The following is a 16,387-nucleotide window of genomic DNA, read 5'->3' on the forward strand; positions in this document are numbered from 1 at the left end:
TTTGAATGAAGAAGATGAGTTTTATAATACTGACAATGCTATTACTGGTAGGTTGCAGTACGTCTAAAGGGGCTGATTCTGTGAGACTCGTGTTGGATTGGGCACCCAATACCAACCACACCGGATTGTATGTGGCCTTAGACCAAGGTTATTTTGACGATATTGGAATTGACTTTGAAATTGTACAACCACCAGAAGATGGTGCCCCAGGATTGGTTGCATCGGGTGGTGCACAATTTGGTATTGGATTCCAAGATTCGCTTGCGCCCTTATTTGCCAAAGAATCCCCACTGCCGATTACCGCAGTTGCTGGAATCGTGCAACACAATACATCGGGATTGGTTTCCTTAAAAGAAAAAGGTATTGATCGTCCAAGCAAACTTGCCAATCATCGCTATGCTACATGGGATTCTCCTGTTGAAAAAGCAATGATCGAATACATTGTTTCTAAAGATGGTGGTGACTTTAATGCAGTCACATTAATTCCAAGTACCGTGGCCGATGCCGTCAGTGCATTGCAAACCAATATCGACGCAATTTGGATTTTCCGAGCGTGGGATGGTATCGCATTGGATGAGGCAGGTTTGGAGACGAATTATCTCAATTTTGCCGACTACGCACCTGAATTTGACTATTACAGTCCTGTGATTATTGCTAATAATGACTATCTTGAAGCGAATCCGGAACAAGCAAAAAAAGTTATGTCCGCAATCAAAAAAGGGTATGAGTTTGCGAGTGAAAACCCAATTGAAGCAGGTGATATATTGATTAAACATGTTCCTGAACTTCGTGGAAAAGAATCGTTTATCCATGCTAGCCAACAATGGCTCGCACCACAATATCAAGCAGATGCACAACAATGGGGATTGATTGATGAAGCGCGTTGGAATCGATTCTACACATGGCTTGCACAACAAAACCTGATTGATCGACCCATCGCTGAAGGCTTTGGATTTACCAATCAGTTTATCACTGAATAATGAGTGTTCTTAAAGTAAGGAATGTTTCCGTAAGTTTCGGTGATAACCCCGTTCTTAACGATGTTTCGATTGCGATAGAACACGGAGAAATTGTAAGTATTCTGGGCAGCAGTGGAGTTGGGAAGACAACACTGTTCAACGTTATTTCAGGTCTGTTGCTCCCCACAAATGGCAGTGTATATTTGGATGGGACTGATATTACCAATCAACCTGGAAATATCAGTTACATGCTCCAAAAAGACTTGTTGTTTGCATACCGTACCGTTTTGGATAATGCGACGCTTCCATTGTTAATTAGAGGTTGGGATGAGAAAAAAGCACGTCAGCACGTTCTTGGTTATCTTCCCCAATTTGGACTTGAGGATACTGCTCAAAAATATCCCCACCAACTCTCGGGTGGGATGCGTCAACGTGTTGCGTTTTTGCGAACCTTTCTCATGGGGAAAGATGTTGCCCTTTTGGATGAACCATTCAGTGCATTGGATACACTCACAAAAAGTGACATGCACGCATGGTACTTGAAAATGATGGCATCACTCGACCTCACAACATTGTTTATTACCCATGATATTGATGAGGCCATATTTTTATCGGATCGTATTCTTATTATGACTGGAAAACCCGGTGAGATAAGCCATGAAATCGTGGTCAATGTGCCAAGACCACGTATACAATCCTTCTTAATCAGTGAGGATTTCATGCGAATTAAGAAAGAAATCTTCGCAATCTTAAAAAAATAACTCCCGATCACTCGGGAGTTTTGTTGTTTACTCGGAACCGTATTGCACGGAATTATTAACCATGATAAATAAGATTTCTGCATCAACACTTGAACCATTCCATAAGAAGATAAGTTTGCTAATGTTAGGACGTCCACGTCCAACACCTTCTTTAATAATAACTGCGACCTTGTTGGGTCCTTCCTGTTTGACAATCCAATTACCTGTATTGGATGCATCGAAACCGTATGCTGCGAAAGTTTGAATAATGTAATCGTCTTGTGAGAGACTTACTTCTTCGACAGGTGTTTCCACAGGTTGTTCAACCGGTTGTTCTACTGGTTTTTCTACAACGACAGGTTTCTCTTCCGTGACAGGTGTTTGTGCAACATCTGCTGTCTCGTTTTGTTTGTTTTCGTCAGTTTTGGGTTCATCTTTTGCACCACAAGCGGTTAATGCAAGCATCAACACAACTGACAGTACTATGCGTTTCTTCATAGTAGCCCTCCTTCCAAAATGTGTAGCCCTGGACATAGGTAAACTATGATTCGACCGGATATACCATATCACATTAAAATAAAAAGAGTTCAAAATGGCTTAAGATGTTCTAAAAATGTCATGACTTTATCAATTATGATATGATGAGACAAAAGGGAGTTTTAAAAATGACAAAAAGATGTACTTGGGCTGAGCATAGCGAGAATGAAATTGCATATCACGACTCTGAATGGGGCGTCCCCAATCATGATGATCGTTACCTGTTTGAAATGTTGATGTTGGAAGGACAACAGTCCGGTTTGAGTTGGTCGACAATCCTCAACAAACGCGAAACAATGCGCGCCGCATATGCGAATTTTGATCCGTATTTGCTCGCGGAATACGACGCTGAAAAGGTCGAAACATTACTTTTGAATCCTGGGATCATTCGTCACCGTTTGAAGATTGAGGCCATTATCAATAATGCCAAAGCGTATGTGAATATGATTCAAGATCATGAAAGCTTGGATGTGTTTCTCTGGCGTTATGTTGATGATGCGCCGATTGTGAATCATTATGCTTCGATGTCCGATGTTCCCGCGTCTTCAGAATTATCGACGCAAATCAGCAAAGATCTTAAGAAACTTGGTTTTAAGTTTGTTGGTCCCACAACGGTCTACGCATTTATGCAAGCCGTAGGCATGGTTGATGACCATATGGATGATTGTTTTAAGAAGACGAAATAGCACGCTCAGTAGAGTGTGTTATTTTTTTAAAACCATAAATTGATTTTCTTGGTAATTTCATACGATTCCACACCGCTTTGATGTTGTTTGCAAAGGGATTTTGATACAATGATAGTACAAGGGGCTAACGCCTCAAAATAGGAGGTAGTATGGATTTAAGAAAAAAAGTAGAAGACGTATTTGCAGATTATCAAAAAGATCTCGGTCGTCTGGTTTCTATTGGAAGTGTGCTTACCGATGATGGTGTAAAACCATTTGGTAAAAACGTCCAACTTGCTTTAGAAGAAGTGCTTAAGATTTCTAAAGAACTAGGTTTCACAACCTACATCGATCCCGATGGATACTATGGCTATGCAGAAATTGGTACCGGTGGGGAAATGTTTGGTGTGTTGGGTCACATGGACGTTGTGCCTCCTGGAAGCTTGGATTCATGGGAAACCAATCCCTTTGAATTGGTAGAGAAAGATGGCTTCTTAATTGGTCGTGGTTCATCGGATGATAAAGGACCAACACTCGCAGCAATGTATGCATTGAAAATTCTGCTTGATGAAGGTAAAAAGCTCAATCAAAGAGTGCGTTTCATTTTTGGTACGGATGAAGAGTCGTTGTGGCGTTGCATGAAAGCGTATGTTGCGAAAGAAGAACTCCCAACAAAAGGTTTCACTCCTGACTCAGGATTCCCACTAATTTATGCCGAAAAAGGTCTTATTGAATATACTTTAACATCGCATGAAATGAGTGATGTACGCCTTGAAGGTGGTGGTGCGTTGAACGCTGTACCGGCTCAAGCAACGACAGATTTTGATGAAGCAGTTGCGAAAGCATTGGATGAACTTGGTTATGAGTATACAGTGAATGGCAAGGACCTAACGGTCATTGGCTTGGCAATTCATGCTAAGGATTCCGATCGCGGTAAAAATGCGATTGTCTATCTCGCTGAAGCATTGCACAAAGCAGGGAAAACAAATGACATGATTCGATTCATTGTAGAAAAGATGAGCAACCCCAATGGGACGCTAATTTACGGTGAAGTTTCTGATGAGGTATCGGGAAAACTCATGTTTAATGTTGGGAAAGCTGAATTCCGTGAAAATATGCAAGAAATTGGAATTGATATTCGCTTCCCCGTAACATTCCCAGTTGAAACAGTGGAAGAGAAACTAAAAGCTGAAGCTCACAAATATGAAGTTGTTGTGGAGCGTTTTGATTACTTAAAATCAATTTATATGGAAAAGGATTCTCCGTATATTAAACAATTAATGAAAGCATATCAAGATGTAACAGGCGACCTTGAATCACAACCAATTACCAGTGGGGGTGCAACCTATGCACGCGCAATGGATAATGTTGTTGCCTTTGGAGCGTTGTTACCTACAGGACTTAAGACAGAACACCAACCCAACGAACGTATTAGCATTGCGGATATGAAGGTTGCAATGACTGTCTATGCTGAGGCCTTCTTGAATATTGTGGTAGGATAAAACCTATGACGAAGCGAAAATTTAAGATGCCAAGTTCGTACACAATTGTCTTTATGGCTCTTGTGATTACGGCGGCTTTGAGTTACTTTATTCCGCAATCAGTCTTTGATAAAGGCACCGGAGAAATTGTATTTGATGCAGTTTTTGGAAGTAATGGTGAGGTCCTTCGTGGACAGGGGATGCAACCGTTTGGTTTATGGGATGTGTTGATGGCTCCAATTCAAGGTTTTCAGTCTTCGAGTGATGTAGCAATTGGTATCCTATCAGCGGGAGGGTTCTTAGCGATTTTAAATCATATTGGAGCCCTTGAAGCTGGAATTGGAAGTCTGCTAAATAAATTCAAAGGGAATGTTCTTATTGCGGTCATGATGTTTGTATTTGCAGTTCTTGGAACATCTTTTGGGTTCTGGGAAGAAATCACTGCATTTGCTGTCGTTATAATTCCCATGTTTGTCATGGCTGGTTATGATGTCATGACAGGATTGGGCGTTATCTTTGTTGGTGCTACAATTGGTAATATGTCGAGTTTGGTGAATCCGTTCTCAACCGGTGCTGCAGTAGCGGCTATTGGGAACCCGGATTTATCGATTGGATCGGGAATTGTTCTTCGTTCCATTATCTTCTTGGCACTTTACGTTGTCGGAACATTCTTGGTCGTTCAATATGCTTCAAAAGTTAAGAAAGATCCAAGCAAATCGGTCATAGCAGGTGATAAAGAGATTAAAACCTTAACAGATGCTGGTGAAACATTACCAGAATTTACCACGAAACGAAAATGGTCGGCGCTTGTACTGATTGGTGTAGTCATTGTTATTATTCTTGGATATCTACCGTGGGCAGATTTGCTGGGCCAAGGTGTCGCAGATATTGTGAACTCACCGTTTACAATGCTTGCTAAAGTTCCTGTATTGGGGAATCTTCTTGGTGCAGCGCATGTTACACCATTAGGAGAATGGGGATTCAATGAGTTTGCATTCCTCTTCGTCATTGGTGCATTTATTCTGAAAATTATCAATCGCATTCCAGAAATGGAATTCATCAATACCTTTATTGCAGGTATGAAAGATCTCTTTGGCGTCGTCGTTGTCTTGGCGATTGCACGTGGGATAGCAATTATTATGGGGAGCTCGACAGAGGGAATGTCAATAACATTTATTTATTGGATTTCCAATGCGCTTTCGAGTGTACCGTTGTGGGTATTTGGAATCTTCGCAATTGCCGCTTATGTATTGATTGGTATTTTTCTCCAATCAACCAGTGGTGTTGCAGGAATCTCAATGCCAATCTTGGGAGCTGTAGCAGCTGCACTCTTTACTGCAAGTTCGATAGGAACTGAAGGCGGACAAATTCTGTTGATATCGGCCTTTGCTGCAGGTGTTAATTTTATGTCGGGAATTTATCCAAGTGCGACCCTGATGGGAACTCTGGAATTAGTGAACGTTCCTTATGATAAATACTTGAAATTTGCTTTGAAAATACTATTGGCTTTACTATTTGTTTCAGCAATAATTATAGCAATAGCACCATATATTGGAATTGTAAGATAGGAGAATTATGACGTTAACATTTAAGAAGTTTACACAAGAAGACATTCCGTTTTACTATGGGTGGCGCAATGATCCTGAAGTGGCACAATACGACCAAGCAGGGTTCTTACGTCCGATGTCATTCGAAGAAGTTGATGTTTGGAGTCAGCGTATGGTAGAAGGGTTAACCTTTACCATTTGCGCAGATGGTAACCCAATCGGAACATGCGCATTCATGAATTTGGATGAGCGCAACCGTCATGCTGAATTGGCAATCGTAATTGGCGATAAGAACTACTGGGGACAGGGACTCGGAACAGAAGTCATGAAGCAACTTTTAGACTGGGGATTTGAAGGGTTGAATCTCAACCGTCTTTACTTACACGTATTCTCGTTTAACACGCGTGCCAAAGCACTCTATGAAAAAATGGGCTTTACATTGGAAGGTGTGAAGCGCGAAATGTTGTATCGTGATGGAAAATATCAAGATGTTGATTACTACGGATTACTTCGTAGTGAATGGAAAAAATAGGTCGCTTCGGCGACCTATTCTAATATTTGTACTGATATTTCAACAATAAATTCATCGACTGTTTTAACGGTTATTTCATTAATGAGTAAGTTTTCATAAAAGTAATCACCAAGTTTCAATTGGTGATTTTTTGCATAATCAACCATGGCTTCGTATCCTTTATATATAGAATCGAAATCTCCATGGTGCAAGTAGGTCAAATATTTCCCTTTGGGACGCGTAATTGTGTTTGTTGCATCCATCTCTCCCAATACTGTTGCATAGTGGAAGGAATGATTTCGTGGGTTACCTGCAAAAACATCGTCGCGGTGAATCATTGTACCGATATAATTTACGAAGGTGATGCCATTATCAACACTGAACGCTGTTAATTCGGAAAGATAGTCTTTGGGGTTGCGTGTGGGTGATTCTTGGCTAATGATCAGAAGCTCTTGATGCGTCTCTTTGATTTGGCAGATGTCGAGTGGTGATTGTTGTGCAATCTTAATATTATCGAGTGTATGTGTGATAAAATTTTGACTTAACATTAATTTTTGAATGTTCTCTTCAATCATATCCAATCGTTGTGTTAAAATGGACGTAAGATGGTCGGGGGAACGATTATCGAGGTAATCTTTGATTTCAGCGAGGGGCATGCCCATGTCGCGTAGGAAAGTAATAACAATAAATGCATAGTATTGATGGTAAGCATAATAGCGATACCCGTTGTCTTCGACAAACTCGGGTTTGAAGAGATCAATCTCATCATAGTAAAAAAGCACATGTTTGGGGACATTGGCTAGTTTTGCGAATTGACCTGTTGTGATTTTATCATTTTTTATGTTCATTTTGCGTATACTCCTTGACTATAAGGTTACTTTATACTTTATTATAAATCAGTTGTGAAAATAAGTATAGGAGGTAGATTATGAAACTAATACTTAAATACATGAAAAAGTATAAGTTACTCTTTATTCTTAATCTCGTCGCGATTTTAGGGTTTGCAGTTACAGAACTGGGAATTCCAACAATCATGGGACGAATGATTGATGAAGGTATCGGAACAGGGAACTTGGATTTTATTAAATCTCAAGGGTTTATTCTGTTAGCTGTTGCATTTGTCGGTGGATTGGGTAACATCTTACTAAACTATACATCCAGCAGGATTGCAACACGCATTACTCGTGATATTCGTGCCGACTTATTTAGAAAGTCACAAGAACTATCACATTCGGAATATAATGAATTTGGTGTTTCATCATTGATTACACGTGTATCCAATGATGTTTATCAATTACAATTATTTGTACAAATGTTACTACGAATGGGATTAAACAGCCCGATTATGATTTTTGCATCCGCATGGATGATCTTTAATACCAACCAATCGCTTGCGATGGTTGTTGCCGGAAGTATTCCTTTTATACTTGCTGTTGTTATTTTTGTTGGTATTGTCTCAGGACCAATCAGCCGCAAACAACAACGTCTTATGGATACTTTGAACCGAATTACCCGGGAAAATATTACCGGAGTTCGGGTTATTCGTGCTTTCCGTAAGGACAAACATGAAACTGCCCGATTTGAAAAAGAGAACCACGATTACGCGGATACATCGAAACGTTTATTCGTCATGATGACACGTGTAGAACCAATCTTCTTCTTTATTTTAAATGTTGCGGTTCTATTTATTATGTTCTTTGCTGCACGCATGATTGATTTGGGTACACTTGAAGTAGGGAACCTCGTAGCATTCTTGGAATACCAATTCCATGCATTGTTCTCATTGCTCATGTTCTCTGTCGTATTTGTCATGTATCCACGTGCTGCGGTTAGTGCACGTCGTATCCGTGAAGTTCTTGAGAAAGAGCCACTGATTCAAAACCCAGCGAATGGTGTTCATGAAGGCAACACACAAACTGAAATCACATTTGAAAATGTTGACTTTGCATATCCAGATGGTGAGGCGAATGTGTTATCGGATATCTCATTTACAGCCCGTCAAGGTGAAACCGTTGCCTTTATTGGTTCAACGGGAAGTGGAAAATCAACACTGATTAATTTAATTGTTCGTTTCTATGATGTAACCAAGGGTCGAGTTCTTGTTGATGGGGTCGATGTTCGCGATTATGATTTATACGCATTGCGTGACAAAGTTGGATTCATCCCGCAAAAAGCATTGTTATTTAGTGGAAGTATTTCTGAAAACATCCGCTATGGTAAACAATTTGCGGATGACCAAGAAATCATTGAAAGTGCAGAACTTGCCGCAGCGCGTGATTTTATTGAAAAGAAACCGGATCAATACCAAGAGTGGTTAAGTGAAGGTGGATCGAATGTTTCAGGTGGTCAAAAACAACGCCTAAGTATTGCTCGTGCATTGGTACGAAAACCAGACATCTATATTTTTGATGATAGTTTCTCAGCACTTGACTATAAGACAGATGCAATGATTCGCAAGAACCTAAAATCTGAAGTCAAGAATTCCATTATGTTAGTCGTAGCACAACGCATCAGTTCAATTGTTGATGCGGATCAAATTGTGGTTATGAATGAAGGACATATTGTGGGTAAGGGAACACACTTAGAACTTATGAAAACATGTCCGATTTATGTCCAAATTGCAGAGTCGCAATTAAGTGAAAAGGAGATGGCAAAATATGAGCAGCTTGCGTAAAATGTGGCAATTTTTAAAGCCATACCGATTCAAACTAGGAATTGCAATCTTCTGTATATTTATTGCTGCAGTTTTAACTGCTGCTGCACCAGCAATTGAAGGGATGGGGACATCACAGCTAGCGAGTGACGTTGAAGCAATTCGCAATGGCGTGGAAGGTGCTCACATTCAATATGATATTATTTGGAATATTATTGTAGTTCTCTTTATTATTTATGTTGTCAATGGGTTATCCCGTATGGCAATGCAGTATCTAATCTCAGATGCAATTCAAGCAGCAGTATATGACTTGCGAATGGCTGTCAAAGAAAAAATGACACGTCTTCCAATTCGCTACTTTGATGAGCACTCGGCAGGAGATTTGATGAGCCGTATGTCGACGGATATTGAAGCACTTTCCGGTGCATTGCAACAATCATTCTCACAAATTGTAATGTCAATTCTGGGAATTATCTTTGCTGTTATTATGATGTTTGTTATTGATTGGCAGATGGCGTTGGTTGGGGTTACGATTATCCCATTATCCTACGTACTATCGAAATACATCATCAATCACTCGCAAAAACTCTTTACGATTCAACAACAGTCTCTGGGAGATCTCAATTCAGTTGTTCAAGAAAAATTTACAGGTTTCAATGAAATTAAATTGTATAACTATCAGGAAAATGCAATTGCAGATTTCCAAGAAGCAAACAACAAACTTTGCGAAAATGGATTTAAAGCAAACTTTATTTCTGGATTAATGAGTCCAAGTGTTTCCTTGTTAACATATATCGTGATCGCGATTGCTGTCTTTATGGGAGCCGTAAAGGTTGCTGAAGGTGCAATCGTGGTTGGTGCCTTACAAGCGTTTGTACGCTATATCTGGCAAGTTAATCAGCCACTCGCACAAATCACCCAACTTGCGCCAACAATTCAATCTTCAATTGCGGCGATGGATCGTGTCTTTGAATATCTTGATGAAAAAGATGATATCTATGACATTGAGAATCCAGTCGTCATTGAAAATTATGAAGGTGCAGTAAGTTTTGATCATGTACACTTTGGATACGGAGAAAGGCCCGTTATTCAAGATGTGAGTGTTGAAATTAAACCTGGTGAAATGGTTGCGATTGTCGGTCCAACAGGCGCAGGTAAGACGACAATCATAAACTTGCTCATGCGTTTCTATGATGTAAACTCAGGGGCCATCCGCATTGACGGCGTCGATATTCGTGACATGCGTCGTGATGATCTTCGTTCGTTGTTTGGTATGGTATTGCAGGATACATGGCTCTTTAGTGGCAAGATTAAAGACAATATTGCTTATGGTAAACCCAATGCCAGTGATGAAGAAATCATTGATGCTGCAAAGCGTACCAATGTCCATCACTTTATTACAACTTTACCCAATGGTTATGACATGGAACTGAATGAAGAATCATCCAACATTTCCAATGGAGAAAAGCAATTGATTACCATTGCACGTGCACTGTTAAGTGATCCACGTATTCTCATTCTTGATGAAGCAACAAGTTCTGTTGATACACGACTTGATGCAATGATTCAAGAGGCAATGGCTGAGTTGATGAAAGGTCGAACAAGTTTTGTCATTGCGCACCGATTGTCAACAATTCGAAATGCAGATAAGATACTTGTTATGCGTGATGGAAATATCATCGAAACAGGAAATCATGATGAACTGATGGAACAAGGCGGCTTCTATGCTGACTTGTATAACAGCCAGTTTGCTGACAATGCTTAGATAAGTGAGACGGAACATTGGTTCCGTCTTTTTTTTTTGTTCACGCACATTATGAATTGAGTTCAGATACATGTCACACAAATCTTATATTCTAGAGTCGTGGAGGATATAACAATGAGTAAATACACGGCAACATTCAATCGAAATGAAAAGAAATATGTACTGACACCATCGCAACGGTTTGCCTTTGAGGATGCGATTCGTAATCATGTTCACGCAGATACCTATGGTGAACATACAATTTGTAATATTTATTTTGACAACAATGATTATGAGTCAATTGAAAAGTCACTCGATAAACCCTTGTACAAAGAAAAACTTCGATTGCGTAGCTACAACACGCCCAAAGCTGATAGTCCAGTCTATTTGGAAATTAAAAAGAAGTTCAGTGGTGTTGTCTACAAACGACGTATTCAATTGAGTTTGGATGAAGCCAATGCCTATTTATTTCATCAAACGCCCCCGACATATCCCTGTCAAACATTTCAAGAAATTGATTGGTTGCGATCATGGATGGATTTAAAACCCATGACCTATATTGCTTATGATCGCATTGCCTATGCAGAGTGTGGTAATGAATCCGTTCGTCTAACGCTTGATACAAACATTCGCTGGCGGCAAACATCAATCAATTTAGAGGAAGGTGAATGGGGGAATGCGGTGGATGAGGGTATCACTGTATTGGAGGTCAAGGTGGGTGACGCAATTCCTTTGTGGTTATCACGCATCCTTGACCAACTCCACATTTATCCAAATTCATATTCAAAATATGGGCGCTGTTATACGGAAATAAGAAAAAGTGAGGAGTACAACGTATGATTTTTGAAAGTATTACACAAACAACAATGACGCTTGAAGTTGTGGTCATCTGCTCTGTGGTATCACTGCTAATGGGGATGTTAATTGCATATGTCTACATGTATAAAAATGAGTATTCAAAGAGTTTCGTCGTCACGCTTGCGCTTTTGCCGGTGATGATTCAAATCGTAATTATGATGGTTAATGGTAACTTGGGAACAAGTGTCGCAGTACTTGGAACCTTTAGTTTGATTCGTTTTCGATCTGTCGCAGGAAGCGCACGGGATATTGGAAGTATCTTCTTTGCCATGGCAATCGGACTTGCGAATGGGATGGGTTTTGTATCATTCTCAGTCATGATTACTTTGCTGATTGGTGGCATGAGTGCCTTGCTTTATACCTTGCCATTTGGCGAACGTGGATTCGCTGAGAAAGATCTCAAGATTGTAATTCCAGAGTCGCTTGACTATGATGGCATTTTTGATGATATTTTCTCCCAATATACAAGTAATTCAGAACTTATGAAAGTAAAAACAACCAACATGGGAAGTCTTTTTGAATTACAATACCGTGTGCATCTCAAAAATGATGCAAATACGAAAGACTTCATTGACGCATTGCGTGTTCGCAATGGCAATCTTAGCATTGTCTGTGGACGTCCTGCAGTAGGAAGGGAGGAATTGTAAATGAAGAAAAATAAACTTATGATGCTCGTCATGGTTACCCTTGTCTTGTTAATTGCAGTGGTTTATGGTCTGATTAAAAATCGCGATGCAGAACTTGATATTTCCAATCCTGTCGTAGAATCAACACCAGAAGAGATTGAAACAACTTTAGTCGAAGGGTTACTGATTGAAACGACATTCTCAGCCGATGAGTTGAACAGCAGTTGGGATAATGAGACCGCAACATCCATTGCACTTGCAGATAGTACGGCACGTGTTGACGGGGCTGGGGCTACATTTGAAAATGGTGTCGTTACTGTTCGACAAGCGGGAACGTATGTACTCAGTGGGCAATCAAAGGATATTCAAGTTGTGGTTGATGCAAATAAAGACACCGATACAGTAAAACTTGTTTTAAATGGTGTCACAATGACCCATACTTCGAGTGCGCCAATTTATATCAAGACGGCAGATAAAACGATTGTGACTCTTGCCGAAGGAACAACAAACGTCTTGTCTGATACAGAGAATTATGTATTTGCAACAGGTGAAGATGAACCCAGTGCGCCTTTGTTTAGCAAAGATGATCTTGTGATTAATGGGACGGGTTCTTTAAGAATCGAAGCAAATTATAAAAATGGTATCCAATCAAAAGATGATCTCAAAATTGTCAGTGGAAACATAACAATTAATGCGCTAAATGATGGAATTAAAGGAAAAGACTCCGTTGCAATACGAGATGGATCGTTCAATCTTACAACAGGAGGTGATGGTATCCAATCAAGCAATGATACAGATACATCCAAAGGATGGGTATCGTTATTGTCAGGAACCTATGTTATTAATGCTGAAGGGGATGGCATACAAGCTGAGACAATTCTACAAACCGTTGCCGGAACTTACACGATCAATACCCATGAAAATACAACCGAGAACAGCAATAAAGGGTTAAAGGCTACTGCAACGCTTGCGGTGTATGGTGGAACGTATACCTTAGATACGATTGATGATGCCCTTCACTCAAATGGGGATGTCATCATCAATGATGGAAACTTTACGATACGTACCGGAGATGATGGAATGCATGCAGATGCAAACCTAACAATTCAATCGGGAACTATTTTGATACTTGAAAGCTATGAAGGGCTTGAAGGTGCCAGTGTGACCATTAATGGCGGTGACATTACGCTTACAGCAAGTGATGATGGTATTAATGCAGCAGGTGGTAATGACACCCAAGAAACCGGGGGTCCACGTGTTGATCAATTTACTGCTGGTGGGGACTTTACGATTACGATTAACGGAGGTCGTCTCGAAGTAGATGCTGGTGGTGATGGTATTGATTCCAATGGTGATTTGATTATCAATGGTGGCGAAGTGCTTGTAAATGGTCCGGTTTCTGATGGTGATGGAGCACTTGATTTTGATGGTCAAAGTACAATTTCTGGTGGAACATTACTTACCTTCGGAAGTTCAGGCATGTTGCAAATGCCAGGCGAGACATCCACACAAAATGTTCTCGCAATTGGATTCAACAATACGCAAAGCGCAGGGACAGAGTTTGTAATCAAAGACAGCAGTGGCAATGTTATTACAAATCACGTTGCCACAAAGCAATTCTCAGCTGTTGTATTTAGTTCCAAAGATCTACTTGCTGGAGAAACATATCAAATCTATGCGAACGGCACAAACATCACAGACGTGACACTTGAGAGCGTTGTTACAGCCCAGAGCGAGACGGGAGAAGCATTGTCAACAATGGGTGGTCCTGGCGGAATGGGTGCACCTGGCGGCGCAGGTGGCCCAGGAGGGCGCCGCTAAAAACATGAGACTGAGTGTCTCGTGTTTTTTGTATGGTATAATTTAAGCATGAACTACACACAACTGATTCATAAAGCAGAAGATTATATTGAGATGCATCTTGATGAACCCATTCGACTCGCACCCCTTGCGAAACATATTGGAGTGTCATCCTATCATTTTCATCGTATTTTTAAAATGCATTCACAGGAGACGTTACAGCAATACATAAGCCGCGTTAAGATGGAACGTGCTGGTATTTATCTGTATGTTCACCAATCCGTGACAATTACAGAAATGGCACAAAATTATGGTTATGCAGATGCAAGTGCCTTCAACAAGGCGTTTCGCCGTCATTTTGGCATGTCACCCACCCAATTTCGAAAGCGCAAGATATGACAATCTTCGCTCCAAGAGTGTTGATATACTGGAATTAGGAGGTGGCACAATGAAAGAGTCCACAATTGAAGTTACTGATGTTTTGATGAATGTTATTTATATTCGCTATAAAGGAAGCTATGTAGGGTTTAGAAAAGCAAGTCGCTCTATGTTTAACGAACTGTTTCGGTATGCAAGCGAAAATGGTTTGATTGAAGAAGGGGTGACAAAGGTTTTAACCCTTTATCACGATAATCCTTACATAACCAATGATGATCATCTTAGAACCAGTGTTGCAATGACGGTGCCGATGGATACAATTGTTCATGAGCATCCAACCATTGGAATGCTACAAATAGAAGGACGCTATGGTATTGGTCATTATGAGCTTACACAAAATGACTATGGCGAAGCGTGGCGCACTATCTATAATGATTGGTTGTTTAAAAGCGAGTATAAATCTCGAGATACATTTCCATTTGAACTTTATGTAGATGAACCCCCACGTAATCGTAAAGAAACAAGTAAGGTTGATATTTACATTCCGATTGAGTAAGTTAAAACAATTGGAGGCATGTTTCATGAGTGGACATCTCTTTACGAATAAGTGAAAACAACTTTAGTGGTTGAAATTTCACAATACACTTGATAAAATATCCTTTGTATTCAACTAAAGAAATGTGTCAACAAGGGATGAAGAGCGGGAACTCTGCGGGGTTCTTTTTGCTCACGTAAGGAGAAAAAATGATTAGAAAAGCAAGGAAAACAGATGCGGATGCAATCAAATTAATCGCAACATTAGCTTGGCAACAGGCTTACAGTGACTTGATACCTGCTGAAGTAAGCAATGAGTTTTTGGAAACAAACTATAATACGGAAACAATTTTGGAAAAGATAAAAAATGACGGCGTTGTTGTTGCAACTATCGATAAGTTAATCGTAGGATTTGCACACTTTCGCAATCACGAAGACCACACACATCTACAAACAATTTACGTCTTACCAACACATCAAAAACAAGGACTTGGAACCGATCTATTAAAACGTGTTGAGAAAGAATCGAAAAAAACGGGAGCATTGCTGGTTCTCGAACTTGAAAATGGTAATAAAATTGGCGACACATTCTACAAACGACGTGGCTTTGAAGAGTTTGAGTATCGTGCTGATCAATTGCATGGACACCCAGTGAAAACAAAGGTTATGAAGAAAACAGTCTAACACGACATAAGGGGATGTATGGAGCGCGTTTATCGTTTTGGAAAGCTGTGTCTCGGAGCGTTTATCTCGGGACTTGGTATTGCAATTGCAATGAACACAGGATTGGGCGCTGATCCAATTACTGTGTTCTTTGAAGGGTTATCGAAGGTTTTTGGGATTACCATTGGCATGGCAAGTATTATCACAATGCTTGGTATGACTGTTGTTGCTTTTATAATTGAGCGCAAGCAAGTGGGATTGGGAACGTTGGTTACACCGTTCTTTGTCCAAATGGGAATTGATCTCTTAATGCCGCGCTTTCCTCAAATCACGAGTTTTCCATGGAACTATGCAGTGATGTTCAGTGGCTTGGTTGTTTGTGCATTTGGAATCGCCATGGCTATATCTGCGAATATTGGACAACAGGGTACCGATGCCTTAATTTTATCGTTGAGCAATAGATTTAAATTACCTTATCATGTTGTTCGCTGGGGAACTGATGGTGCACTTCTGGTAGTTGGAATCTTACTGGGTGGAAACTTTAATGTGGCGACGGTGCTTGCAACATTGACCTTGGGAAAAACAATCTCATTTATCTACAGTCACGTGTTTAATCGCACAGAGACAATCTAACCACAAATTAGTTGTGGTTTTTTATTGTATTCTTTGACTATGGGGGTAGCATTTGTTA

Annotated in this window: 17 protein-coding genes; 15 read left to right on the top strand and 2 right to left on the bottom strand. The window is 40.2% G+C overall.

All coding sequences use genetic code 11. The features are described from left to right. Positions 1–5 precede the first annotated feature (5 nt). Both G7062_RS04020 and G7062_RS04025 read left to right on the top strand, forming a co-directional pair. A complete protein-coding gene (locus tag G7062_RS04020; RefSeq protein WP_166064643.1) occupies positions 6–980 on the top strand; it encodes an ABC transporter substrate-binding protein in 975 nt (324 codons plus the stop codon). After that, the gene (locus G7062_RS04025) at positions 980–1,720 is read left to right on the top strand and encodes an ABC transporter ATP-binding protein (protein WP_166064644.1); all 741 of its coding nucleotides are present in this window, start codon (positions 980–982) and stop codon (positions 1,718–1,720) included. Before G7062_RS04020 ends, G7062_RS04025 begins: the two co-directional genes overlap by 1 nt. A 27-nt stretch (positions 1,721–1,747) precedes the next feature. Here G7062_RS04025 and G7062_RS11455 read toward each other — a convergent pair whose 3' ends face one another. Continuing rightward, entirely contained in the window at positions 1,748–2,197 is a 450-nt protein-coding gene (locus tag G7062_RS11455; protein WP_205700149.1) for a hypothetical protein, read from the bottom strand. A 167-nt stretch (positions 2,198–2,364) separates the two neighbouring features. Here G7062_RS11455 and G7062_RS04035 point away from each other — a divergent pair, with 167 nt between their 5' ends. The 4 genes from G7062_RS04035 (at position 2,365) to G7062_RS04050 (ending at position 6,461) form a co-directional block, all read left to right on the top strand. Then, positions 2,365–2,922 carry a DNA-3-methyladenine glycosylase I gene (locus G7062_RS04035; RefSeq protein ID WP_166064645.1) on the top strand — a complete coding sequence of 186 codons (558 nt, stop codon included), beginning with the start codon at positions 2,365–2,367 and terminating at the stop codon, positions 2,920–2,922. A 149-nt stretch (positions 2,923–3,071) separates the two neighbouring features. Then, the gene (locus G7062_RS04040) at positions 3,072–4,403 is read left to right on the top strand and encodes a Sapep family Mn(2+)-dependent dipeptidase (protein WP_166064646.1); all 1,332 of its coding nucleotides are present in this window, start codon (positions 3,072–3,074) and stop codon (positions 4,401–4,403) included. Positions 4,404–4,408: 5 nt separating this feature from the next. Next, complete coding sequence (locus tag G7062_RS04045) at positions 4,409–5,950, top strand: YfcC family protein (RefSeq protein ID WP_166064647.1); 1,542 nt, start codon at positions 4,409–4,411, stop codon at positions 5,948–5,950. 7 nt (positions 5,951–5,957) lie between these two features. Beyond that, the gene (locus G7062_RS04050; protein ID WP_166064648.1) at positions 5,958–6,461 is read left to right on the top strand and encodes a GNAT family N-acetyltransferase; all 504 of its coding nucleotides are present in this window, start codon (positions 5,958–5,960) and stop codon (positions 6,459–6,461) included. 14 nt (positions 6,462–6,475) lie between these two features. On the opposite strand, the gene G7062_RS04055 is transcribed toward G7062_RS04050, so the two are convergent. Continuing rightward, positions 6,476–7,288: a MerR family transcriptional regulator gene (locus G7062_RS04055; RefSeq protein ID WP_166064649.1), complete on the bottom strand. Its 813-nt coding sequence runs from the start codon at positions 7,286–7,288 to the stop codon at positions 6,476–6,478. Positions 7,289–7,368: 80 nt separating this feature from the next. Between G7062_RS04055 and G7062_RS04060 the strand changes: the two genes are divergently transcribed. From G7062_RS04060 to G7062_RS04100, 9 genes are all read left to right on the top strand, one after another. Further along, positions 7,369–9,114, top strand: a complete 1,746-nt coding sequence (locus G7062_RS04060; RefSeq protein WP_166064650.1) for an ABC transporter ATP-binding protein — start codon at positions 7,369–7,371, stop codon at positions 9,112–9,114. Continuing rightward, a complete protein-coding gene (locus G7062_RS04065; protein WP_166064651.1) occupies positions 9,098–10,858 on the top strand; it encodes an ABC transporter ATP-binding protein in 1,761 nt (586 codons plus the stop codon). The genes G7062_RS04060 and G7062_RS04065 overlap by 17 nt, the downstream gene beginning before the upstream one ends. A gap of 114 nt (positions 10,859–10,972) precedes the next feature. Further along, entirely contained in the window at positions 10,973–11,677 is a 705-nt protein-coding gene (locus tag G7062_RS04070; protein WP_166064653.1) for a polyphosphate polymerase domain-containing protein, read from the top strand. After that, a complete protein-coding gene (locus G7062_RS04075) occupies positions 11,674–12,342 on the top strand; it encodes a DUF4956 domain-containing protein (RefSeq protein ID WP_166064656.1) in 669 nt (222 codons plus the stop codon). The genes G7062_RS04070 and G7062_RS04075 overlap by 4 nt, the downstream gene beginning before the upstream one ends. Further along, complete coding sequence (locus G7062_RS04080) at positions 12,343–14,142, top strand: carbohydrate-binding domain-containing protein (protein ID WP_166064657.1); 1,800 nt, start codon at positions 12,343–12,345, stop codon at positions 14,140–14,142. A 48-nt stretch (positions 14,143–14,190) separates the two neighbouring features. Beyond that, the gene (locus tag G7062_RS04085; RefSeq protein ID WP_166064658.1) at positions 14,191–14,520 is read left to right on the top strand and encodes a helix-turn-helix transcriptional regulator; all 330 of its coding nucleotides are present in this window, start codon (positions 14,191–14,193) and stop codon (positions 14,518–14,520) included. 49 nt (positions 14,521–14,569) lie between these two features. Then, on the top strand, positions 14,570–15,055 hold the full coding sequence (locus tag G7062_RS04090; RefSeq protein WP_166064660.1) for a GyrI-like domain-containing protein: 486 nt from the start codon (positions 14,570–14,572) through the stop codon (positions 15,053–15,055). 188 nt (positions 15,056–15,243) lie between these two features. Continuing rightward, positions 15,244–15,717 carry a GNAT family N-acetyltransferase gene (locus G7062_RS04095; protein ID WP_166064661.1) on the top strand — a complete coding sequence of 158 codons (474 nt, stop codon included), beginning with the start codon at positions 15,244–15,246 and terminating at the stop codon, positions 15,715–15,717. 18 nt (positions 15,718–15,735) lie between these two features. After that, positions 15,736–16,329, top strand: a complete 594-nt coding sequence (locus G7062_RS04100; RefSeq protein WP_166064662.1) for a YitT family protein — start codon at positions 15,736–15,738, stop codon at positions 16,327–16,329. The last annotated feature ends 58 nt before the right edge of the window (positions 16,330–16,387 follow it).

Origin of the sequence: Erysipelothrix sp. HDW6C, from assembly GCF_011299615.1 — a bacterium.
In the GTDB taxonomy this organism is placed as follows: domain Bacteria; phylum Bacillota_I; class Bacilli_A; order Erysipelotrichales; family Erysipelotrichaceae; genus Erysipelothrix.